We start from the raw sequence: 20349 nt of genomic DNA, 5'->3' as shown, positions 1-20349 counted from the left end.
CTAAGCCTTATAAACCTTAACTGCACATTTTTTAAAGTCTGTTTGTTTTGACAAAGGACATGTCGCATCAAGACAGACTTTATTGATATAAACATTTTCATCAAACCATGGCACATAAACCAAACCTTTTGGTGGTCTATTTCTACCATTGATTTCAACGCGTGCTTTGACTTTGCCTCTTCTAGATTCTACCCATACAGTATCCCCTTGCTTTAGTTGTTGGGATTTTGCATCATTTTCATTCATATAACAAAGTGCTTCTGGCACAGCGCGATAAAGTTCAGGAACACGCATTGTCATGGTTCCGCTATGCCAATGCTCCAAAACCCTTCCTGTTGAAAGCCACATTGGATAGTTTTTATCAGGCATTTCACAAGGATCCATGTAAGGTCTAAAGAAGATTTTTGCTTTATTAGATATAGCTTTTTTCTCTTCGTTAGGTTGGGCTAGATTTCCTTGTAATAAACTAGCTTCTTTATTTCCATAGAAGGCAAAGTCTTTGCCATTTGCATATTTTCTTGCATATGGATCATATTTTGCATTAAATCTCCATTGAGTTTCTTTACCATCTACGACAGGCCATCTTAAACCTCTTACCTTGTGATAAACATCAAATTCTGCTAGGTCGTGCCCATGTCCTATACCAAAGAGGCGATATTCTTCCCATAAGTATTTTTGGATAAAGAATTGATAACCTGTAAATACTTTATCATCGCTACCAACTACCTTTCTAGAATCCCCAAATACTTCTGTATTTAGTGTATCTTTATCTTTTAGTAATGGTTCTTTGATGCCAAATTTTTGTGCATTTTTATTTGCAAAAAGTAGTTCAAATAAAGTGGTATTTTCCTTGTATCCCATCTTTTTTGCCTCTTCTAATACGCTTTTTAAACCTAAATCAGGATAATCTTTACCCCAAACATCTTTAAGTGTAAAGCGTTTTGCAAATTCTAGGATTTGCCAAGTATCACTCATAGAATTACCTTGCGGAATTACTTGTTGCTTCCAGTGTTGTGTTCTTCTTTCGGCATTTCCATAGGCTCCCCATTTTTCATAAATCATAGAGCTAGGTAAAATAAGGTCTGCTATTTTTGCGGTAATTCCAGGATAGCAATCACTAACTACAATAAAATTATCCAATTCTCTTGCTGCTTTAATCCAGTGATTTGCATTTGCAGTGTTTTGCCATGGATTATTTACAGCAACCCAAAGCCATTTTACTTTTCCATCTTCAAGAGCTCTCATAATATCTAGATATGGATATCCTACTTTTGCATTAAGAGTGCCACTTGGTAGATTCCATATTTTCTCTGTAACTTCTCTATGTTTTGGATTTGCTACAACCATATCAGCAGGTAGTCTGTGTGCAAAAGTCCCTACTTCTCTAGCAGTTCCACACGCACTTGGTTGTCCTGTTAATGAAAATGCACCGCTTCCAGGTTTTGCTTGCTTGCCTAAAAGCATATGCACCATATAACTTTGTTCATTAACCCAAGTTCCTCGTTGATGTTGATTGAATCCCATTGTCCAGAAACTTACAATTTTCCTATCTTTTTCTATATAGTAATTTGCAAGTTGTTGTAATTTTTCTTTAAAAGAATCTAAACTCTCAGACTCATCTCCTTTGGCAAGCTTGGCAACAAAATCTAGCGTATAAGGCTCAAGAGCTTTTTTAAAATCTTCAAAGCCAATCTCCCAATGAACATCTGCTTTTTTTGCATTGTCCATTTTGAGTTCATCACCAGCTTTTAAACCAAGATATTGCAAAGTAATTCCTTCATCTTCACTTAGTTTTTTGCTTACTTGTTTGGCAACAATGTCTTTTTCGCTAGGCAGGAAGTCTTTATGATTTGGATTATCTCGCATTCCATAACCAATATTAACAAAGCCTGTGCTAAATACACAATGATTTTTTACAAAATCTTTATCAATACTCTCAGGTCTGTTATAGACTATTTCTCTTGCAATATAATTCCAGATCGCTAGGTCTGTATGAGGTTTGAAAATAATTTCAATATCTGCGATATCAGAAGTTCTATTGGTATAAGTTGAGAGATTGATAATCTTTACTTTTTGCATATTTGTAAGTTTTCTATCTGTTACTCTGCTCCATAAAATTGGATGCATTTCTGCCATATTGGCACCCCAAGTAACAACTGTATCTGTGAGTTCAATATCATCATAACAGCCAGCAGGCTCATCAATACCAAAAGTTTGCATAAAACCAACAACAGCACTTGCCATACAATGTCTAGCATTGGGATCGATGTTGTTGCTTCTAAAACCACCTTTCATTAGTTTAACTGCGGCATAACCTTCAGGAATTGTATATTGACCACTTGCCATAAGAGCAATTCCATTTGGACCTAATGCATCATAAGTTTTTCTAAATTGCTTTTCCATTTCATCAAAAGCTCTTTTCCAGCTTACAGGGACAAATTTTCCTTTTTTGTCAAATTCTCCTTTTGCATTCACACGCAGTAAAGGTTGTGTGAGGCGATCTTCCCCATACATTATTTTTGCACAAAAGTAACCTTTGATGCAGTTAATACCTCTATTAACAGGAGCTTCTGGATCTCCTTTTACAGCTACGATGGAACCATTTTTTGTTGCAACCATAATTCCACATCCAGTTCCACAGAATCTGCATACGCTTTTATCCCATTTCCAATCTTTTTGCATATCTTTGGATTGTGCCAAAAGTTGGCTAGGAACACTAAGACCCACGGCAGATGCCGCAGAAGCAACAGCTACACTTTTGATAAAATCACGACGACTTGTTTGTGTTTGCATATAACTCCTTTAAATTTTGTTGTTTTGATTGCGGGATTATTATACTTTTAATTTCTTAATTTTTTAATATAATGCTAATTCTGAAAAATTTAATCGCCTTGAGATATAGAATGAGACTTTTTTTAAAATTTATTTTTGCCTCAACAATTGGTTTGATGTGGTATCGCATTAGTGGAGATGATAGTGCGATGGCAATAGCATTAACCTTGTTTATCTTTGTTTTATCGGTTTTGGTAATGCGTCCAATTGAGTTCCAATCTCCAGAAAAAAGAGAAGAATATATTCAAAAAATGCGAGAAAAAAAAGAAAGACGCCAAATGATAGAGGCTAAGCAAAAAGAAGAGTTAGCTAGAATGAAAAAAATCAATAAAATAAAAGAAGATCAGCGTTTGGCAGAATATAAAAAAAAGTTTGATTCAAGAGATTGGTAATTAAGGGAGTAAAATGGAATTTCTTATTTTAATTATTGCTGGTGTGGTTGTTTATTATTTGTATGTGACTTTACAAGAATATTTGAAAAATCCTATGCAAAAAAATTCAAGAGAAAGTGAAGAAATCTTTGATTATTCTTCAAAAGAAGATCCTTATAAAAACTTAGAGTTTCAAGAAGGACAGGAAATACAGAGATTCTCTCATACAGAATTGGGGGTAATGCTAGAGATTATTAAAAGAATTCCTCAAAAAGAAAAAAATGCTGAAGTAATTGAGAAAATTGTAAAAAATTTTATAGAACAATATGTTGCAATTTATCCAGATATGCAAAAAGATAGCACCAAAGCCAATGAATTTTTTTTAGAACAACCTACGGATAAGTCTTTGGTTGATGTTGCTTCGGAGTTTTTAAGTTTCAGCTATGCGGAGTATAAAAAGCGTTTGAGATTTGTGGAATTCTTACTTATGCTTCTTTATTTAGATGGTGTTTTGAGTGAGGATAAAAAGGAGTTTTTATTAGATGTTGCTTCTGTATTAGAACTTGATAATGAAGATTTTAATAAGATTTATGATGCTTATGAACAGCAATTTGAAAAGCTTGAGGCAGAGAGCGATACAGAAGAAAACAATATTTCTCTTGAAGAGGCTATTAAAGCACAAATCAATATTTTTGATAGCAAAAATATTTCAAAAGATTTGCTAGAAGATGCATTGAGGATACGAAAAAGCCTCAAGTAAATCTTCTATCGTAATGCCCCATATTTAAAATAAGCAGCACAAGCCCCTTCGCTACTTACCATACAGCTTCCAAGAGGATTGCTTGGGGTGCAGGATTTACCAAAGACTTTGCAATCATAAGGTTTTGCGATACCCTTAAGAATATCTCCACATCTACAAGCACGATTATCTTGTATCATCTCTTTGCTTAGATGGGAATCAAAAATAAGCTCTGCGTCATATTGTGCATATTCTTTTTTGAGTTTTAATGCAGAGTGCGGTATGTTTCCAAGTCCTCTCCACTCAAAATTTTCTCTTGTTTCCATAAATTTTTCTACCAAAAGCTGTGCTTTTTGATTCCCATTTCTATTTACTACTCTTGAATATTCAACTTCAAGTGCTGGTTTTTTGCTTACAGCTTGTTTTACTATCATAAGTAGGCTTTGCATCATATCAACTGGTTCAAATCCGCTAACTACAATTGGAATTTGATATTTATCAAAGAGTGGTTCATAAATTTTGGAACCCGTGATCACGCTAACATGAGATGGGGCAAGCAATGCATTCACCTTATTATCTTTGGAATCTAAAATAGTATAAAGTGGTGGTGGCACTAAAACATGATTGATATGGAAAAATAGATTTGAGATATTTTCATCAATTACTCTTTGTAATAAAGCCGCAGTCATTGGCGTTGTCGTTTCAAAGCCAATTGCAAAGTAAATAACTTTTTTATTAGGATTTTGTTTTGCAATTTCAAGTGCTTGAAAAGGAGAATATAAAAATCCAATATTTGCACCCTTGCTTCTTGCATTTTGCAGGCTTCCATTACTACCTGGAACTTTTAGCATATCTCCTAAGGTAAGTAAAATGGTGTCAGGTAGCATTGCAATTTCATAGGCTTGATTGATTCGATTTTTTGGCATGATACATACAGGACAACCAGGTCCATGGATGCATTCAATATTTTGAGGTAAAAGAGAAGTGAGGCCATATTTCATCAATGTATGGGTATGACCTCCGCAAACTTCCATGATATAGAGTTTTTCTTGCAATGCTTGTGCTTCTTGTGTAATTTTTTTTGCAAGAGCGAGAATTATTTTTTTATCCCTAAAGGAATTGATTAGGAGTTGTTCATTTGTATTCTTCATCGATATATTCCTCTTCCATTTGATCAATCATTTCTTGATAAAGTTTAAGAGATTCTAATGCATCTTGTTCATCAATTTTGCTCATGATATAACCAATGTGTAAGAGTACATAATCCCCGAGAGTTACTTCTTCTTGCATGAGATCAAGACTTGCTTCTCTTTGCACACCAAGAGTTTCAATAGTCGCAGTATTTTTTGTTTTATCAATAGAGATAACTTTAGATGGTATGGCTAGACACATTTTTGTTCCTTTTAAAACGAATGTTGCGAAAAATATCGTTCTTGTTTTTTTTGTTTGATGAAATTTTTAAATTGTTCTAAGCTATTTTTGTCTTTTGTGCTTGTTAGAAATATTGGTATATTTGGTTTTAATTTTTGCATATCTTCTTGCACTTGTGAAACTCTAAAGCCAAAATAATCAATCATATCTGCTTTGCTTATAATAACTGCATCAGCACATAAAAACATTGATGGATATTTTAGCACTTTATCATCTCCTTCTGGAACAGAAAGCAAAACAATATTGAGTGCTGCACCTAGATCATAGCTTGCAGGACAGACTAAATTCCCAACATTTTCAATAATCAAGTATTCTGAGTTTTGAAGTTGTTGATTGGATTTCATGAAGTCATAAGCCTCTTCAACCATATTAGCTTCAAGATGACAAGCTTCTCCTGTAACAATTTGTTTGGCAAATATACCCTTTTTCTCTAGTCTTTCAGCATCTCTATTTGTTTGCAAATCACCTTCTATTACAGCAAATTTAAAATCTTCAAACATCGCTAGATTTTCAAGCAAGGTTGTTTTCCCGCTACCAGGAGAGCTCATAAAATTGATGCAATAAAGATTATCGTTTTGATATTTTTTTCTTAGCTCATTTGCTTTAAGATCGTTTTTGCTTAAAATTTTTTCTACAACTTTAATACTTTTTGCATTAAGATTTGGATTGTTTTCTAATATTTTGGAACGCATTTTAACCCCTGATTCTATTATGTTTTTATCGATTATATTTAAGGGTGGTAAATAATTGACTTGTGTTGTCAAATTTAATTATAATACATTTAGTATGTATACATACTATTTTAAAAGATTGAAAATTTTATTTTAAACAAGGAGCAACACAATGAAAAAGATGCTATCTGTAGCAATGGGTGCAGCATGTATTGCTAGTTTTGCAATGGGTGCTGCAAATAATGAAGATCCTGCAACTCCTCCAAAAGAGATTCTGGCGATACTAAATGATCATACGCCTCTAGCTCCAACTCAAGTTTTTGACAATCTTTATTGCATTGGCACTAAAAGCGTTGTAGCTTGGGCATTAAAGACAAGTGAAGGAATTGTATTGATTGATTCAATGTGGGATGACAATGATGCTAAACTTATTGAGAAGGGACTAAAGCTTTATGGGTTAGATGCTAAAGACATTAAACTTATTATTATTACTCATGGGCATGGTGATCATTATGGAGGAGCAAGCTATTTGGCAAAAAAATATGGAGCAAAAGTATTGATGAGTAAAAAAGATACAGAGTTTATGCTCTCTTATAATGAAGGACCAAATATCCCTAAATATCCTAAGCCAAAGGTGGATAAATATGTTGAAGATGGAGAAAAAATTATATTAGGAGATACGCAAATTATTTCTGTAGAAACACCAGGGCATACTGTAGGAGGAATTTCACTCATTTTTCCTATCAAATATAATGGCAAGAGTTATGAGGCAATGTTATGGGGAGGTACAGGGATTCCAAATGATAAGGCATTGCAAAAAGCTTATAGAAGCTCTTTGGATAAGTTTGAAAAATATGTCAAGGAATATGGGGTCACAGTAGAGCTTACAGCGCACTTATTTCAAGATAATGGTTATTCAAGGTTAGAATCTGTGTATAATGAGAGTTTTCAAGGAACCCATCCTTTTATTGTTGGTAAGAAAGGGATTGAGAAATTTTTCACAACCTATAAGAAAATGGTGGATGATAAGCTAAAAAACTAGGGTAAGTAATAATGCAAACCATAGGATATGAGATTTGTCAGAGCGCAAGGAGAGTATATCAATACCTAGATAGTTTATTTGCAGAGTATGATATCACTCCTGAACAATGGGTGATTATTAAGCAACTCCTTCAAAAAGATGGGGTTTCCCAGAAAGAACTTTCCTTTGCAGTTAGAAAGGATAAAAATACTACAAAGGCTCTTGTGGATAAACTTGCAATAAAGGGTTATATTCATAGAAATTGTAATCCATCTGATAAACGGGCTTTTATTCTCACTCTCACTCCTAAGGCCAAGGCAATAGCTTCAGAACTTGCAAAGCTTGATGAAAAAATGATGGAAACCCTTGTGGAAGGCTTGAGCAGCAAAGAACTAGAGGCTTTGTCTTCTATCCTTAAAAAGATACAAAAAAATCTCAGCCTTGATTAGATTGGATAATCTCTCTGAGTGAAATTTGAGGATGGCGGTAACGCTCTTTGCTTTTTTCTCCTTTGAGAGTGATTGAATGTGTAGGGCAATGATGTGTGCAGGCAAGACAAAGAATACAATGATTTTGATAGAGGGGTTTTGGAGTGGATTTGAGAATATTGCTTACAGGACAGACTTTGGTGCAGATATTGCAATTGATGCAAGAATCTTCGATGTGAAATTGTTTATGGTTGGATACAAAGTTAGAGCACCAAAAATATGTCATTTCTGAAAACCATTGATAGAATATATTGCTTTTTAACCTAAAATTCTTTCTCTTCTCTATATCCTGCAATATTTGTTCTAGTTTTTCTTGTGTATATTTTTGAGGAAGTTTTTTTTCTTGCTCTCTCATATCCCAAAGTTTCAGATAGTTATCCATCATTGCAATTCTATTGAGATAATTCAGTGTAAGATTTTGTTTTTGTGCCAATTTTGCATACTCATCTAATGCCCCTAAAGTTGAACCTCCACAAGTAAAGATTGTAAAAAAGTAATTACATTTAATTTTAGCTTGAGGGAGAAATAGGCGGATAAGGGTAGGGATAGAGAAATTGTGAGTAGGAGTAATGATTCCTATTACATCATCATTGAATTCAAGTTTCTTTTCTCTCAAAAGTTGAGGAATAGAATAAAGTGTGGCATTTTTAAAAGATTTAGCAATGTAAAGACTGTTACCTGTAGCCGTGAAGTAAAGAATGGTCACTTGAAATTCCTTTATTTTAAGCTTGCTATGAGTGCAAATCTACCAGTTTTTTTACTTTTTCGATAGGAAAAAAGTTTCGTTTCTTCTTTTGTACATATCAGAAGCTCTTCTATATTGTGTTGAGATATACCTTGTGCTATCAATTGTATTTTTAATAACATCGGTAAATCAAGATAAGTTTTATTGTTTTTTTGGCTAATAAAATGCTTAAAAGATTCTGGAAAAAGTTCTTGTAGTTTATTGAGAATATCTGCTTGTATTTCATAGCAACATTTTTGAATACAAGGACCTATGAATACTAACAAATCCTCACAATTACTTCTGTAATTTTTTGACATTTTTTCAAGAGTTTTTGGAATGATATTTTTAAATAATCCTTCTCTTCCAGCGTGTATAAGTGCAAAAATATTTTTTTTAGAATCAAAAATGCACACAGGGATACAATCAGCAATCATAATCATAGCCTTAACTTTTTTATCCTTACAGATGATTGCATCACCAGTTTGACAAAAAGCTTGTGGGTTTTTATTTGGATAAGTTTTGATTATATCACTATGGATTTGATTAAGCCATATAAGGGGTTTATTCGCGTGAAATATATTTTTAATTTTTTCTCTATTTTTTGTAACAGATTTGTTGTTATCGCTGACATGATAGGCCAAATTGAAACTTGAAAATTCTTTCTTACTAAAACCATTTTCTCTTGAAGTTACAATAAAATCGATTTGTGTATGTTTGAAGATTTGGCTTTGTTTGCTTGAATAGAAAAATAATTTTTTGTTTGTTACCATTTGTTTACTTTTACTTTGAAATTAAGTTAATTTTTAGAAAGCTTATTATAAAATATTGGATGCAACAGAACAAAACAAAAAGGTTTAAAAATGGAGAATAAAAAAACACTTATTATACTTGCTGTTCTTGTTGTAGGCTTTGTTTTTGGAGTTGGTTGTTTTACATTTTTTAATGCTAAGGGATTATCTTATCTTAGCAATGATTCTAGCGCTTGTAATAATTGTCATGTTATGAATGAAGTTTATGATGATTATGCTAAGAGTTCTCATAAAAATGTAGCTCAGTGTGGCGATTGTCATCTTCCTCACTCTTTCGTGAGAAAATGGGTTGCAAAAGCACAAAGTGGTATTGGGCATATGATTGCTTTCACTTTTGATAAGAATTTGCCAGCACATTTTGAGGCTAATAAAAATACACAAAAATGGGTTCAGGAGAATTGTATATCTTGCCATCAAGATTATGTAAAAAATGTTATTGATCCAACATTAAAAGCACAACATCAAGATAATTCATTGAGGTGTGTGTCTTGTCATAAAGATACAGGACATAAAAGAGGATTTTAATTTAACACAAGAGTAGAGGAGAAAAATATGAAAAATAAATTTTTAGTCTTCATAATTGTATGCGGCATTATAGTAGGAGCAGGTATTGCTTGGTTTAATGCTGATATAGCTACAAAAAAAGGTGAAGCAGAGGCATTGGCTAAAGGTCCTTCTTTGGAATTAAGTGATGATAATGTAGATTTTGCAGTTTGGGGTCAGAAATTTCCAGACCACCTAGATATGTATTTACAGATGAAAGATTCTACACATACTGCGACAGATTTTGCAGGTAGCTATCCTTATAGTAAATTAAATAGATATCCCCAATTAACAATGTTTTGGGATGGATATCCATTTAAGTTTGATTACAATCAAAATCGAAGTCATTACTATACTCAAATTGATCAGATGGATACACTAAGAAACAATAAAAATTTCTTAAATGAACACGGATTGAAAAAGTTTGGAGGACAGCCTGGAGCGTGTATGAATTGTCACTCCGGTAATGTTCCAAATCTAGTTAAAAAGTTAGGATGGGTTGAGTTTAATACAATGAAGTATTGGACTATCATAAAAATGATGGATGGAGAAAACACTGTGCATGGTAAAAAAATGGGAAGTACTTGTGCAGATTGTCATAATCCAGATGATATGAGTTTAAGAATCACAAGACCTGCTGCTATAAATGCTCTAGTATCTCGTGGCTATGAAAAAGATGCTAAGCATGGTATTAAGGCTTCAAGACAAGAAATGCGAACTCTTGTTTGTGCACAATGTCACGTTGAGTATTATAATCATCCAACTGGAAAAAAAGTAGTGGTAAAATCTGAGACAAATTATCAAGAAGTTGGTGAGCTAAAAGAAGGTAATAAAATTGTAGATAAAGAAGCAGATGGTATTGAGCTTACTTTCCCTTGGAAGATGTGGAAAAAAGGTCAGCCATTTAGAATTGAGATGTTTGATGACTATTATGAAAGTGTTAGGGATATTTTTCCTCAAGATTTTATTCATGCAACAACAAAAACTCCTGTAATTAAAATTCAACATCCAGAGGCGGAGTTATTCTCAGGTAGCGTACATGCTGCTAATGGTGTAAGTTGTGCAGATTGTCATATGCCTTATGTAAGAAAGGGTGCAAAAAAAGTTTCTAACCATTTTATAGCTTCTCCTTTATTAGATATCAATAGTTCCTGTAAATCTTGCCATTCTCAGAGTGAAGATTATTTAAAGAATCAAGTGCGTGATATTCAAAGAACAACAGCCTATAATATTAGAAGTGCAGAATATGCCGTTGCAAGCTTAATTAAAGATATTACTACCTTAAGATCAGAGCTTGCAAAATTACCAGAATTTGCAAAAATTTCTGATAAGACTAAGCAAGAAGCTATGATAACAGCAGTAGTAAAACCTGCCTTAGAACTTCATAGAAAAAGTCAAATTAGAGCTGATTTTATGAATGCTGAAAATTCTTCAGGATTCCATAACCCTAGAGAGGCAAATAGAATTGCACAACAAGGAGTGCAATATGCAAAAGATGGGCAAAAAGAAGTTTTAATGATTGCGGCAAAATATGGTATTAAAATGCAAGCAAGTAATTTGGGATTTGATGATATGAGAAAAATTGCTCCTCAGCCAGTAAAGATCAATGGTAAGAGATATTATGAAGAGCCATTGCAGGATGATACACCAAAGAGATTATTAGAACTTGATAAAAGCTTAGCACCATATAATTATAAAGTGATTGATAAAAAATAAAATTGGTTTTTGCCTACCTCCTTTCTCCCTTTTTGGGAGAAACTTCAGTATAATTTTTCTTTTATTTTTCAAATATGTATGTAAGTAAGGTATTTTCAATGTCAAAAAGAAAAATTGCGAAAATAATACTCATCATTGGTGCTGGTTTTATAGGGCTATTGTTGGTGCTGTTTCTTTATGTCAGCTCAAAGGTAAAAAATGAATTTGAAGAAAAAATAAATATTTATTTTTCATCTCTAAATAATGGTGTTTATAGGGTAGAACATCAGCCTTTTAAATGCACAGGTTTTTTAAATTATGAATGTGCTAGTAAGCAAGTGGATGTTTTTGTAGATAATGAAAAATTGTTTGTGGTGCAAAAATTTATAGTTGGATTAAAGGGCATAAAGACAGATTCTCTAAAAGAGTATGCGCAAGGGGATATTATAGAAATTAATAGCGCGTTATTTAATTTTTCTGATAGTTTTAAGCCTTTTAAATTTGAGTATAAAGGTGAAGATAGAATCTTGGATAAACGCGAGGGGGTGGTATTGGGTCAAAATAGCTTTAAACTTGAGGCTAAAAGTGTTTCCTATGCATTTGATGCAAATATTAAGCGTAAAAGTAAGGAATTTGCAAATAAGAATATTATAAAAATTATTTTGCAAACACCATTGAAAACCTTTTTAGAGGATACGGAATATTTTGTTGAAGATATGGGAGCAAAGGTATTTTCTCGTAATTTAAAAGATGCAACTTTTTCTCTTTTAAGACAAACAAAGGATACAGAGTTAGATGAAGAGGGATATGAACGCATAATTGATGATCAAACCCAAGCTTTAATCTTTGGAGCAAAGCTTTTTGGTTTTTTTGATACGCCCTATGAGCAGCAAATTACACATCTTATTGAAGGTTATAATGATTTATTGAAAGATAAAATTAAGTCAATACAAGTTTCTTTTTATTCTAAAGATGAGGTTTATTTCAAACAAACATATTTTAATAGATTTCAAAATCCAAATGACTTACAGAGATTTTTGGCAAAATTTTTTAATCATTATGATATGAAAGTAGTTACTAAGTAAGAGAAGAGATATGCAGGATTTTCGCAATGATAAAAAGGGTAAAAAGGGATTAAAAAGATTGTTTAATGCCTATAAATATTCCGTTGATGGAATCATGGCTGCTTGGAAAGATGAAGAAGCGTTCAGGCAGATATTGGTTTTGGGGATAATTTTTGGTATTTTAGGAATGATTATTGGTCAAGATTGGGGAGAAAAAGTCTTACTCTTGCTTCCAAGTATTTTGTGCATTGTGGGCGAGTTGATAAATTCGGCAATTGAAAATGCAATTGATTTTACAAGCAAAGACATACATCCTTTGGCAAAAAAAGCAAAGGATATGGGGAGTGCAGTGCAATTAGTTTTATTGATTTTTTTTGTAGTTATATGGGCGAGTTATATTTTTTTTAAGTTTTATTAAGATAGAATCTAATTTTGGGAGTGTGAAAAAATGGATAATTTATTAGATAACACAAGTGTAATTGACATAAATATTGATGATTCTATCAAAGAGAGTTATCTTGATTACTCAATGAGCGTTATTGTAGGTCGTGCTTTGCCTGATGCAAAAGATGGGCTTAAACCAGTGCATCGTAGAATCCTGTATGCGATGAATGAGCTTGGGGTGACTTCTCGTGCGGCTTATAAAAAAAGTGCGAGGATAGTGGGAGATGTAATTGGAAAGTATCATCCCCATGGTGATACCGCAGTTTATGACGCTTTAGTTAGAATGGCTCAAGATTTTTCAATGCGTCTAATGCTTGTGGATGGTCAGGGAAATTTTGGATCCATAGATGGTGATAATGCTGCTGCAATGCGTTATACAGAAGCAAGAATGACACAAGCAAGTGAAGAGATTCTTAGAGATTTAGATAAAGATACGGTAGATTTTGTGCCCAATTATGATGATACACTAAAAGAGCCAGATGTATTACCAAGCAGGATTCCAAATCTTTTGGTTAATGGTTCTAATGGAATTGCAGTTGGTATGGCTACTTCTATTCCTCCTCATCGTATTGATGAAATTATTGATGCTGTGGTTTATGTAATTGATAATAAGGAAGCCAGTGTTGATGAGCTGTTAGGTTTTATACAAGGACCAGATTTTCCTACGGGGGGTATTATATTTGGTAAGCAGGGGATTAGAGATGCATACAATACTGGTAGGGGAAGAATTAAAGTTAGGGCTAAGGTTCATATTGAAAAAACAAAAACTCGTGATGTGATTGTTATTGATGAAGTGCCTTATCAAGTAAATAAAGCAAGGCTAGTAGAGCAGATTTCAGAATTAGCAAAAGATAAGGTTATTGAGGGGATATCTGAAGTTAGAGACGAATCTGATAGAGAGGGCATTAGGGTTGTTATTGAGCTAAAAAAAGAAGCCATGAGTGAGATTGTGTTAAATCACCTTTACAAATCTACAGCAATGGAAACAACATTTGGAATTATTTTATTAGCTATCAATAATAAAGAACCCAAGATTTTTACTCTTTTAGAGTTGCTGAATATCTTTATTTCTCATAGAAAAACAGTAGTTATTCGAAGGACTATTTTTGAGCTTGAAAAAGCAAAAGCGCGTGCTCATATTTTAGAAGGACTAAAGATAGCCTTAGATCATATAGATGAAGTTATTGCAATTATTAGGGCAAGTAAGGATACAGAAGAGGCTAAAGATTCTCTTATGCAAAGATTTGGATTGAGTGAGTTGCAAAGTAAGGCGATTTTAGAGATGAGATTGCAGCGTCTCACAGGGTTAGAAAGAGATAAAATTGAGCAAGAATATGCAGAGTTATTAACGCAAATTGAAGCATTAAATGCAATTTTGCGTAGTGAGGCAAAACTTAAAGAAATTATCAAAGAAGAATTGTTGGAAATAAAGGCTAAATTTTCAACCCCAAGACTTACAGAAATTGAAGAAGATTATGAGAGTATAGAAGCAGAAGATCTGATACCTAATGAGCAAGTTGTTGTTACAATGAGTCACCGTGGTTATGTAAAGCGTGTTCCTTTGAAGGTTTATGAGAAGCAGAATCGTGGTGGTAAGGGCAAGATAAGTGGCAATACGCACGATGATGATTTTATCCAATCATTTTTTGTAGCAAATACGCATGATACAATAATGTTTGTGACAAATAAAGGTCAGCTTTATTGGCTTAAGGTTTATAAGATACCTGAGGCTGGAAGGACAGCTATTGGGAAGGCTGTTGTAAATTTAATTCAACTTTCGACTGATGAAAAGATTATGGCAACAATTACTACTACAGATTTTAATAGTGATAAGTCTTTGGTATTTTTTACCAAAAATGGTATTGTGAAAAAGACTAATTTGAGCGAATATAGCAATATTAGAAGCGTTGGAGTAAGAGCGATAAATTTAGATGAGACAGATGAATTGGTTACAGCAAGCATTATTACCAAGGATGTGAAAGAATTATTTATTGCTACTTATCAAGGAATGTGTATACGTTTTGATGTAAATGATGTAAGGGAAATTGGAAGAGTTGCAAGAGGGGTAACTGGTATTAGATTTAAAGAGAAAGAAGATTTTGTAATCGGTGCAACTATAATTGTTTCTGAGAGTGATAAGCTTTTAACAGTTAGTGAGCAAGGTATAGGTAAGCAGACTATGGTAGGCGCTTATAGACTTCAGAGTCGTGCAGGAAAGGGTGTAATTGCAATGAAGCTTACGCCAAAGACAGGTAAGCTAGTAAGTGTTATCAATGTTAATGATGAGAATATGGACTTGATGGTTTTAACTACAAGTGGAAAAATGATACGCGTAGATACAGAAGCTATACGCGAAGCAGGACGCAATACAAGTGGAGTTAAGATTGTAAATGTTGCTGGAGAAAAGGTGGCGTATGCAAGTATTTGTCCAAAAGAAAATGAAGATAGTAGTGAGGATGGAGATTTGGTATAAGTGAAAAGTATTACTACTTTTTGCTTATTTATTGCATACCTTAATGCCAATAGCATGTGGAAAGATAATTCTAGTGTTCTTCAAAATCAGGATGCTTTAATGTTTGATTTTCATTCTTTCGCAGATTCTGATATTAAAGAACCATTTACTCCACCAAATTTTTTAAAAAATACCCCCTTGCAAAAGAATTATCTTTTAGAATTACCAAAAGAACCTATCATACCTCAAATAAATCCAGATCCAATCAAAGTTCCTGATATTGAATTTAAGCCTGATGATATTTTTGAAAAAGATTTTATTGTTTCTTATAAGTTTTTGCTTAAAGATGAAGTGCCAGTAGGTGAGAAATATAATATTTCAGAACCATTGATATCTATAAAAAATCCCTCCTTTATTTATCAGTGTAGTATTGATGTATTTTTAGGTGATGATATGAGTGGAATGGGAGTTTTGGATATACTTTTAAAAGAGCTTTTGCAATATCACAAAGAAGATGTTTTGGAATGTCTTTATAAAAGTGGTGTAGAGGTAAAAGATGAGGGTATGTCAAATAATAATGCCTCTAAAAATAAAACTTTATTTACACTACCACCAAAGCGAATTAGAGTTTCATTGCAAAATGGTTTTTTGATTATTAAAGTCTTTAAGGAGAATAAATGAAAATAGCAATTGTAGAAGATGACATCAATATGAGAAAAAGCTTAGAGCTTTTTTTCTCTGATATCAAGGATTTTTTTATTGTAAGTTTTAAGAATCCAAAGGATGCACTAAAGGGGCTTGATGATACTTTTGATTTGATTATTACAGATATCAATATGCCTCAAATGGATGGATTGGAATTTTTACGCCACCTTAATGGAAAGTATGAAGCAATTGTTATTACAGGAAATGCAACTTTAAATAAAGCAGTAGAATCTTTACGTTTAGGAGTGAAAGATTTTTTTCAAAAGCCTTTTGAGCCAGAGTTGTTATTGGAGGCAATTTTAAGAACAAAAAAGATTTTGGAATTTAAAAAAACACAGCAAGATATATCTGTAAAACCAAAAAAAATAAATACAAAAAAACATGCTTTTGTGGCAACATCTCAGGCATTAGATTCTGTGCAAAAATTAGCACTAAAGGCTGCGCAAACTGATGCAAGTGTTTTACTCTTGGGGCAAAGTGGAGTGGGAAAAGAGGTTTTTGCGAATTTTATTCATCAAAATTCATTGCGTGCAAATGGACCTTTTATTGCAATCAATATGGCAGCTATACCAGAACATTTATTAGAATCTGAGTTGTTTGGATATGAAAAAGGAGCCTTTACTGATGCTACAAGTCCTAAGGCAGGATTATTTGAGGCTGCAAATGGAGGTAGTATCTTTTTAGATGAGATTGGAGAAATGCCTTTGGCATTACAAGCAAAACTATTGCGTGCTATACAAGAAAAAGAAATTACAAGATTGGGAAGTGCAAAGAGTATAAAAATTGATGTGAGATTTATATCTGCTACAAATGTAAATATTGAGCAAAAGATACAAAATAAAGAATTTCGCGAAGATTTATTCTTTAGGTTACAGACTGTTCCAATACAAATTCCTGCATTAAAGCAGAGAAAAGAAGAGATTTTACCTCTAGCAGAATGGAAACTTGAAGAAACTATAAAGCAATATGGTTTTGCAAATAAAAGTTTTAGTAAAGCAGCAATTGAGTTAATGCATTCTTATGAGTGGTATGGAAATATAAGGGAGTTGTTATCTGTTGTAGAGCGTGCTGCTATTTTGAGTGATGGCGATATTATTGATGCAAAAGATTTGTTTTTAGAGCCAAAACAAGCCAAAAAAACAGACAATAAAATTGCAAATTTAGAAAGCGAGTTGATTGCAGAAGTCTTAAATGATTGTGATAAGGATATAGAAAAGGCTGCACAAATACTTGGTATGCAAATTGATGTATTGAAACATAAGATTGCTAAATATCAAATTATGTAGTGCTCAGTGTTTTTAACTCTTCGAGTGTGTATCCAGCTTTTAATCTTGCATCAATATTTAAAACCTTGCTAAGTGGTGAAAACTGATTATAGGATTTTAAGAGGCTTAAAAAATCATCATTTTTTTGCTTGCTAAAACTCCACCAGATATCTCCTTTGCTTACATGTGTGATTTCATCTCTTAAAATAACTTCAAGTATTTCAATAATTTTGTTTTTTGTGTGGTGCGTTGTTTGTGTTATTTTCTGAAGAACAAAGGGGTTTGCATCAAGACCATTTGCTTCTAATGCCCTATGAACTAGTCCCATTCTATGTGCTAGAGAGTGATTTGTTGCTTGCATAGCATCAAAGAGATTTTGGTGGACTGGAAAGTCTCCATATTGATAGCCAAGTTCTTTTAGAATAGATTCTAAGAGCAAGAAATGTTTTATTTCCTCATTGGCAACTTCTAGCCAATCTTGATAATATTTTAATGGTAGGTTGTTAAAACGATAACTTGCATCTAAGGCTAAATCAATAGCGCTATATTCAATATGAGCAATAGAATGAATAACCTTTGCGAGTGCTATTGTGCTATTTAGGTGTTTGGGTCTTCTAATTCTTGTTGGGTGTATAATATTGCAAAAAGTATGATAACTAGGTTTGTCTTGTATTTTTGCTTTAAAATCTTCTTGAAAATAAATCTTATTTGATAAAAAATTATCATAAAAATTTTGAAATTGCTCTATCTTGATACTTGGTTGATTGGTAAATAATATTCTTTCAAGTTCTGAAAAATAATTCATTTTTTTAGTTTTGAACGATAGAGCAATAAGGCTATTATTAAAAGTAGAAAAATAAAACTTTCAACAATAAGGGAATCTAAATCTAGCATTTATAGAGATTCTAAAATTTCAATTTTTTCAATAACATCATTTTGTTTAATACTATCTAAAACTTTTAAGCTTTCTGTATCCTTTTGATCAATGCTTCCAAATACAGTGTGTTCTCCATCAAGGTGCGGAAGATTTACAAAACAGATAAAAAATTGACTACCCCCAGTATCTCTGCCTGCATGAGCCATAGATAAGGCACCTTTTAGATGTTTATTTGGATTGTTTTCTACCTCACATTTGATGCAATATCCTGGACCACCAGTTCCTGTTCCATGAGGGCAACCACCTTGAGCCACGAATCCTGCAATTACACGATGAAATTTTAGGTTATTATAAAAATTTTCTTTTGCTAAAGTGGCAAAGTTGCTTACAGTTTGAGGTGCATCATTTATAAAGAGTTTAAAAGTCATAACTCCTTTGCTGGTATAGATTTTTGCATATTGTAGTTTTTGTAATTCAGAATCTTTTATTTCATAAACCTTTATTTCGCGCATGTTGTTTAATCCTTTAGAAAAATGTGTGATAGAATTCTACTTATTATTAGCTTAATTTTTGTTTTAGTGAGAAAGAGTTGAGATTTTTTTGTTTAGTTTGGATTGCTTTTGTTGTTCTATTTGCTTCTGAGAATATTGAGCAATCAGATTTATATAAAAAGAAAGATAATTTACAAAAGGAACAAGCACCAACCTCTTGGATTCATTCCGTAGGTATGATTGTGTCTTATTTTGATAATGGTAATATGACACAAGGTTATGGAGTTTTATTAAAGGAAGGATATTTTATCACAGCTTCAAATCTTGTTTATAATCATCAAGAATATCCAAAAGACATCTATGTGAAAATGCAAGATGATAGCGCAAAACCTCTTATATGCGTCGCTAAGTTGCAAGTTAAGGCAATTGATGAGCAAAAAGGTCTAGCCTTATTAAAAACAGTAGCATATACAGATGATTATTGTAAAGAAAGGGGTCAAAGTTTTTATCATAAGAGAATTTATGAGCTTTATTCTTTGAATCCTTTTTTATATCCTGTGAATACATTTTTTATAGATTCTGTGCAGAATTTTGAGGATTTTGGCTTTTTGTATCCCAATATAGGAAAGCAATATACTTTTAGTGTTAATAAAATAATAAAGGCTAGAAAAATTACTTATTTTGATAAGAACTTCAAGCAAAATATTTTTTATGCTTATTTGCCGGAAAATAATTTGGATCAACAAAGAGAGCTAGGCAAACCATTTTTTGATGCCAAAAATGTATTAGTAGGATTGTATGCGGTTACTTCATATGAAAAAGAAGCCGTTATTGTAAATAGTAATTTTATAAAAAGTTTTTTATGTAGTTTACAAGCAGATTTTGAACTTTCTACATGGAATAAAGAAGATTGCAGGAATTTTCAGCAAAATCTCTTAAAAAATATGGAGAGTATTACAAAACAAAAAACAAAATAGCTACTAGACTGTTTGTGTCCTTTTAAAAGAGTTATAATCTTTGAAAACTAGAGATTGGGATTTTTTTATTATGGAAGATATGCAGCAAAAAGATAAAGCAAAAATTGTTTATAAAATAGAAAAACAAATAAAAAAAATAGATAAAAGACTTATAAAAGAAGCAAAAAAAGTTCTACGATTGAACTTAAATTGCAATCGAACTATCTCTTTTTTGCAAAGAAAATTAAAAATCGGGTTCAATCTAGCATTATTTATTAAAGAAGAATTAGAAAAACAAGGGTATTACAATAAGATAGAACAGCGAATTGATATGCTTAATTTACTTATTCAATGGGCAGACGAAAAAAATATACCAATACTTCATCGCATAGATATAAATACTCAAGATAAGGATAAGTGCCTTGTAGGCAACTTTATAGGAATCCCACGTAATATTCAAGAATTGTATAATATGGAGTTTATGTCACTTAGAGGGTTGGGGATTGATAAGGTACCAAAAGAATTTATGGTTTTAAAAAAATTAAGATATTTGGATTTGAGTTTTAATCCTATTGACGAAATAGAGTTTATTCAAAAAATGAAAAATTTAAGATATGTTGTGCTAGATTTTAATGAGAATAAGTCGTAAGAAAAAGTCTTTTTATAGATAATCACCACATTTTTCATTTTTTTCTCATCTCTTAAGCAAACTTTAAGTATAAAATTTGTATTATTCTGTTTCCTAAATTGAAACGGGCGTTTAAAGAC

At 32.5% G+C, this 20349-nt stretch carries 21 protein-coding genes; 13 read left to right on the top strand and 8 right to left on the bottom strand.

Features of this window, described 5'->3' with window-relative positions; all coding sequences use genetic code 11:
• A complete protein-coding gene (gene napA / locus CQA57_RS06625) occupies positions 1 to 2793 on the bottom strand; it encodes a nitrate reductase catalytic subunit NapA (RefSeq protein ID WP_115579453.1) in 2793 nt (930 codons plus the stop codon).
• Positions 2794 to 2903: 110 nt separating this feature from the next.
• On the opposite strand from napA, the gene CQA57_RS06620 reads away from it, so the two are divergent.
• Positions 2904 to 3224, top strand: a complete 321-nt coding sequence (locus CQA57_RS06620; RefSeq protein ID WP_115579452.1) for a hypothetical protein — start codon at positions 2904 to 2906, stop codon at positions 3222 to 3224.
• A 13-nt stretch (positions 3225 to 3237) separates the two neighbouring features.
• Positions 3238 to 3963: a tellurite resistance TerB family protein gene (locus CQA57_RS06615; RefSeq protein ID WP_115579451.1), complete on the top strand. Its 726-nt coding sequence runs from the start codon at positions 3238 to 3240 to the stop codon at positions 3961 to 3963.
• A gap of 5 nt (positions 3964 to 3968) precedes the next feature.
• Here CQA57_RS06615 and hypD read toward each other — a convergent pair whose 3' ends face one another.
• The 3 genes from hypD to hypB are packed head-to-tail and all read right to left on the bottom strand — an operon-like array spanning position 3969 to position 6065.
• Positions 3969 to 5093, bottom strand: coding sequence for a hydrogenase formation protein HypD (hypD, locus tag CQA57_RS06610; RefSeq protein ID WP_115579450.1), 1125 nt, complete (start codon positions 5091 to 5093; stop codon positions 3969 to 3971).
• Positions 5077 to 5334 (bottom strand): HypC/HybG/HupF family hydrogenase formation chaperone, encoded by a 258-nt coding sequence (locus tag CQA57_RS06605; protein ID WP_115579449.1) that lies wholly within the window; start codon positions 5332 to 5334, stop codon positions 5077 to 5079. The genes hypD and CQA57_RS06605 overlap by 17 nt, the downstream gene beginning before the upstream one ends.
• A gap of 11 nt (positions 5335 to 5345) precedes the next feature.
• Positions 5346 to 6065 (bottom strand): hydrogenase nickel incorporation protein HypB, encoded by a 720-nt coding sequence (hypB, locus tag CQA57_RS06600; protein ID WP_115579448.1) that lies wholly within the window; start codon positions 6063 to 6065, stop codon positions 5346 to 5348.
• A gap of 151 nt (positions 6066 to 6216) precedes the next feature.
• Here hypB and CQA57_RS06595 point away from each other — a divergent pair, with 151 nt between their 5' ends.
• Together CQA57_RS06595 and CQA57_RS06590 are read left to right on the top strand one after the other, a co-directional pair.
• Positions 6217 to 7086, top strand: coding sequence for an MBL fold metallo-hydrolase (locus tag CQA57_RS06595; RefSeq protein ID WP_115579447.1), 870 nt, complete (start codon positions 6217 to 6219; stop codon positions 7084 to 7086).
• 11 nt (positions 7087 to 7097) lie between these two features.
• Complete coding sequence (locus tag CQA57_RS06590; RefSeq protein WP_115579446.1) at positions 7098 to 7514, top strand: MarR family winged helix-turn-helix transcriptional regulator; 417 nt, start codon at positions 7098 to 7100, stop codon at positions 7512 to 7514.
• On the opposite strand, the gene CQA57_RS06585 is transcribed toward CQA57_RS06590, so the two are convergent.
• Together CQA57_RS06585 and pgeF are read right to left on the bottom strand one after the other, a co-directional pair.
• On the bottom strand, positions 7501 to 8259 hold the full coding sequence (locus tag CQA57_RS06585) for an EFR1 family ferrodoxin (RefSeq protein ID WP_115579445.1): 759 nt from the start codon (positions 8257 to 8259) through the stop codon (positions 7501 to 7503). The two genes, CQA57_RS06590 and CQA57_RS06585, sit on opposite strands and share 14 nt — an antisense overlap.
• Before the next feature lie 11 nt (positions 8260 to 8270).
• Positions 8271 to 9050, bottom strand: coding sequence for a peptidoglycan editing factor PgeF (gene pgeF / locus CQA57_RS06580; protein ID WP_115579444.1), 780 nt, complete (start codon positions 9048 to 9050; stop codon positions 8271 to 8273).
• A gap of 90 nt (positions 9051 to 9140) precedes the next feature.
• Here pgeF and nrfH point away from each other — a divergent pair, with 90 nt between their 5' ends.
• The 7 genes from nrfH (at position 9141) to CQA57_RS06545 (ending at position 17278) form a co-directional block, all read left to right on the top strand.
• Positions 9141 to 9614: a cytochrome c nitrite reductase small subunit gene (gene nrfH, locus CQA57_RS06575; RefSeq protein WP_115579443.1), complete on the top strand. Its 474-nt coding sequence runs from the start codon at positions 9141 to 9143 to the stop codon at positions 9612 to 9614.
• Positions 9615 to 9641: 27 nt separating this feature from the next.
• Complete coding sequence (locus CQA57_RS06570) at positions 9642 to 11348, top strand: ammonia-forming cytochrome c nitrite reductase subunit c552 (protein WP_115579442.1); 1707 nt, start codon at positions 9642 to 9644, stop codon at positions 11346 to 11348.
• A 98-nt stretch (positions 11349 to 11446) separates the two neighbouring features.
• Positions 11447 to 12412: a hypothetical protein gene (locus tag CQA57_RS06565; RefSeq protein WP_115579441.1), complete on the top strand. Its 966-nt coding sequence runs from the start codon at positions 11447 to 11449 to the stop codon at positions 12410 to 12412.
• Positions 12413 to 12422: 10 nt separating this feature from the next.
• Positions 12423 to 12809 (top strand): diacylglycerol kinase, encoded by a 387-nt coding sequence (locus tag CQA57_RS06560; protein ID WP_115579440.1) that lies wholly within the window; start codon positions 12423 to 12425, stop codon positions 12807 to 12809.
• Between the two features lie 30 nt (positions 12810 to 12839).
• Positions 12840 to 15308 carry a DNA topoisomerase (ATP-hydrolyzing) subunit A gene (gene gyrA / locus CQA57_RS06555; protein ID WP_115579439.1) on the top strand — a complete coding sequence of 823 codons (2469 nt, stop codon included), beginning with the start codon at positions 12840 to 12842 and terminating at the stop codon, positions 15306 to 15308.
• Positions 15309 to 15968 (top strand): hypothetical protein, encoded by a 660-nt coding sequence (locus CQA57_RS06550; protein ID WP_115579438.1) that lies wholly within the window; start codon positions 15309 to 15311, stop codon positions 15966 to 15968. It abuts the gene before it with no gap.
• Positions 15965 to 17278, top strand: coding sequence for a sigma-54-dependent transcriptional regulator (locus tag CQA57_RS06545; protein WP_115579437.1), 1314 nt, complete (start codon positions 15965 to 15967; stop codon positions 17276 to 17278). Before CQA57_RS06550 ends, CQA57_RS06545 begins: the two co-directional genes overlap by 4 nt.
• Here CQA57_RS06545 and CQA57_RS06540 read toward each other — a convergent pair.
• Both CQA57_RS06540 and CQA57_RS06535 read right to left on the bottom strand, forming a co-directional pair.
• Entirely contained in the window at positions 17271 to 18062 is a 792-nt protein-coding gene (locus CQA57_RS06540) for a ferritin-like domain-containing protein (RefSeq protein ID WP_115579436.1), read from the bottom strand. The genes CQA57_RS06545 and CQA57_RS06540 overlap by 8 nt on opposite strands.
• 89 nt (positions 18063 to 18151) lie before the next feature.
• A complete protein-coding gene (locus CQA57_RS06535) occupies positions 18152 to 18646 on the bottom strand; it encodes a peptidylprolyl isomerase (RefSeq protein ID WP_115579435.1) in 495 nt (164 codons plus the stop codon).
• Between the two features lie 77 nt (positions 18647 to 18723).
• Here CQA57_RS06535 and CQA57_RS06530 point away from each other — a divergent pair, with 77 nt between their 5' ends.
• Complete coding sequence (locus CQA57_RS06530) at positions 18724 to 19602, top strand: hypothetical protein (protein WP_115579434.1); 879 nt, start codon at positions 18724 to 18726, stop codon at positions 19600 to 19602.
• A 70-nt stretch (positions 19603 to 19672) separates the two neighbouring features.
• The gene (locus tag CQA57_RS06525) at positions 19673 to 20230 is read left to right on the top strand and encodes a leucine-rich repeat domain-containing protein (protein WP_147288359.1); all 558 of its coding nucleotides are present in this window, start codon (positions 19673 to 19675) and stop codon (positions 20228 to 20230) included.
• Positions 20231 to 20349: the final 119 nt, after the last annotated feature.

Origin of the sequence: Helicobacter anseris (genome assembly GCF_003364335.1) — a bacterium.
Taxonomy (GTDB): domain Bacteria; phylum Campylobacterota; class Campylobacteria; order Campylobacterales; family Helicobacteraceae; genus Helicobacter_H; species Helicobacter_H anseris.
The sequence above is the reverse complement of the archived record's forward strand: the minus strand, read 5'-3'. Positions and strand labels throughout refer to the sequence as shown.

Excerpts from the sequence above, each read along its gene's own strand:
- CQA57_RS06540 (WP_115579436.1), bottom strand. The coding sequence starts at position 18,062 with ATGAATTATTTTTCAGAACTTGAAAGAATATTATTTACCAATCAACCA.
- gyrA (WP_115579439.1), top strand. The coding sequence starts at position 12,840 with ATGGATAATTTATTAGATAACACAAGTGTAATTGACATAAATATTGAT.
- CQA57_RS06605 (WP_115579449.1), bottom strand. The coding sequence starts at position 5,334 with ATGTGTCTAGCCATACCATCTAAAGTTATCTCTATTGATAAAACAAAA.
- CQA57_RS06590 (WP_115579446.1), top strand. The coding sequence starts at position 7,098 with ATGCAAACCATAGGATATGAGATTTGTCAGAGCGCAAGGAGAGTATAT.
- CQA57_RS06620 (WP_115579452.1), top strand. The coding sequence starts at position 2,904 with ATGAGACTTTTTTTAAAATTTATTTTTGCCTCAACAATTGGTTTGATG.
- CQA57_RS06615 (WP_115579451.1), top strand. The coding sequence starts at position 3,238 with ATGGAATTTCTTATTTTAATTATTGCTGGTGTGGTTGTTTATTATTTG.
- napA (WP_115579453.1), bottom strand. The coding sequence starts at position 2,793 with ATGCAAACACAAACAAGTCGTCGTGATTTTATCAAAAGTGTAGCTGTT.
- CQA57_RS06545 (WP_115579437.1), top strand. The coding sequence starts at position 15,965 with ATGAAAATAGCAATTGTAGAAGATGACATCAATATGAGAAAAAGCTTA.
- CQA57_RS06570 (WP_115579442.1), top strand. The coding sequence starts at position 9,642 with ATGAAAAATAAATTTTTAGTCTTCATAATTGTATGCGGCATTATAGTA.
- CQA57_RS06525 (WP_147288359.1), top strand. The coding sequence starts at position 19,673 with ATGGAAGATATGCAGCAAAAAGATAAAGCAAAAATTGTTTATAAAATA.
- CQA57_RS06565 (WP_115579441.1), top strand. The coding sequence starts at position 11,447 with ATGTCAAAAAGAAAAATTGCGAAAATAATACTCATCATTGGTGCTGGT.
- nrfH (WP_115579443.1), top strand. The coding sequence starts at position 9,141 with ATGGAGAATAAAAAAACACTTATTATACTTGCTGTTCTTGTTGTAGGC.
- CQA57_RS06595 (WP_115579447.1), top strand. The coding sequence starts at position 6,217 with ATGAAAAAGATGCTATCTGTAGCAATGGGTGCAGCATGTATTGCTAGT.
- CQA57_RS06535 (WP_115579435.1), bottom strand. The coding sequence starts at position 18,646 with ATGCGCGAAATAAAGGTTTATGAAATAAAAGATTCTGAATTACAAAAA.
- CQA57_RS06560 (WP_115579440.1), top strand. The coding sequence starts at position 12,423 with ATGCAGGATTTTCGCAATGATAAAAAGGGTAAAAAGGGATTAAAAAGA.
- hypD (WP_115579450.1), bottom strand. The coding sequence starts at position 5,093 with ATGAAGAATACAAATGAACAACTCCTAATCAATTCCTTTAGGGATAAA.
- hypB (WP_115579448.1), bottom strand. The coding sequence starts at position 6,065 with ATGCGTTCCAAAATATTAGAAAACAATCCAAATCTTAATGCAAAAAGT.
- pgeF (WP_115579444.1), bottom strand. The coding sequence starts at position 9,050 with ATGGTAACAAACAAAAAATTATTTTTCTATTCAAGCAAACAAAGCCAA.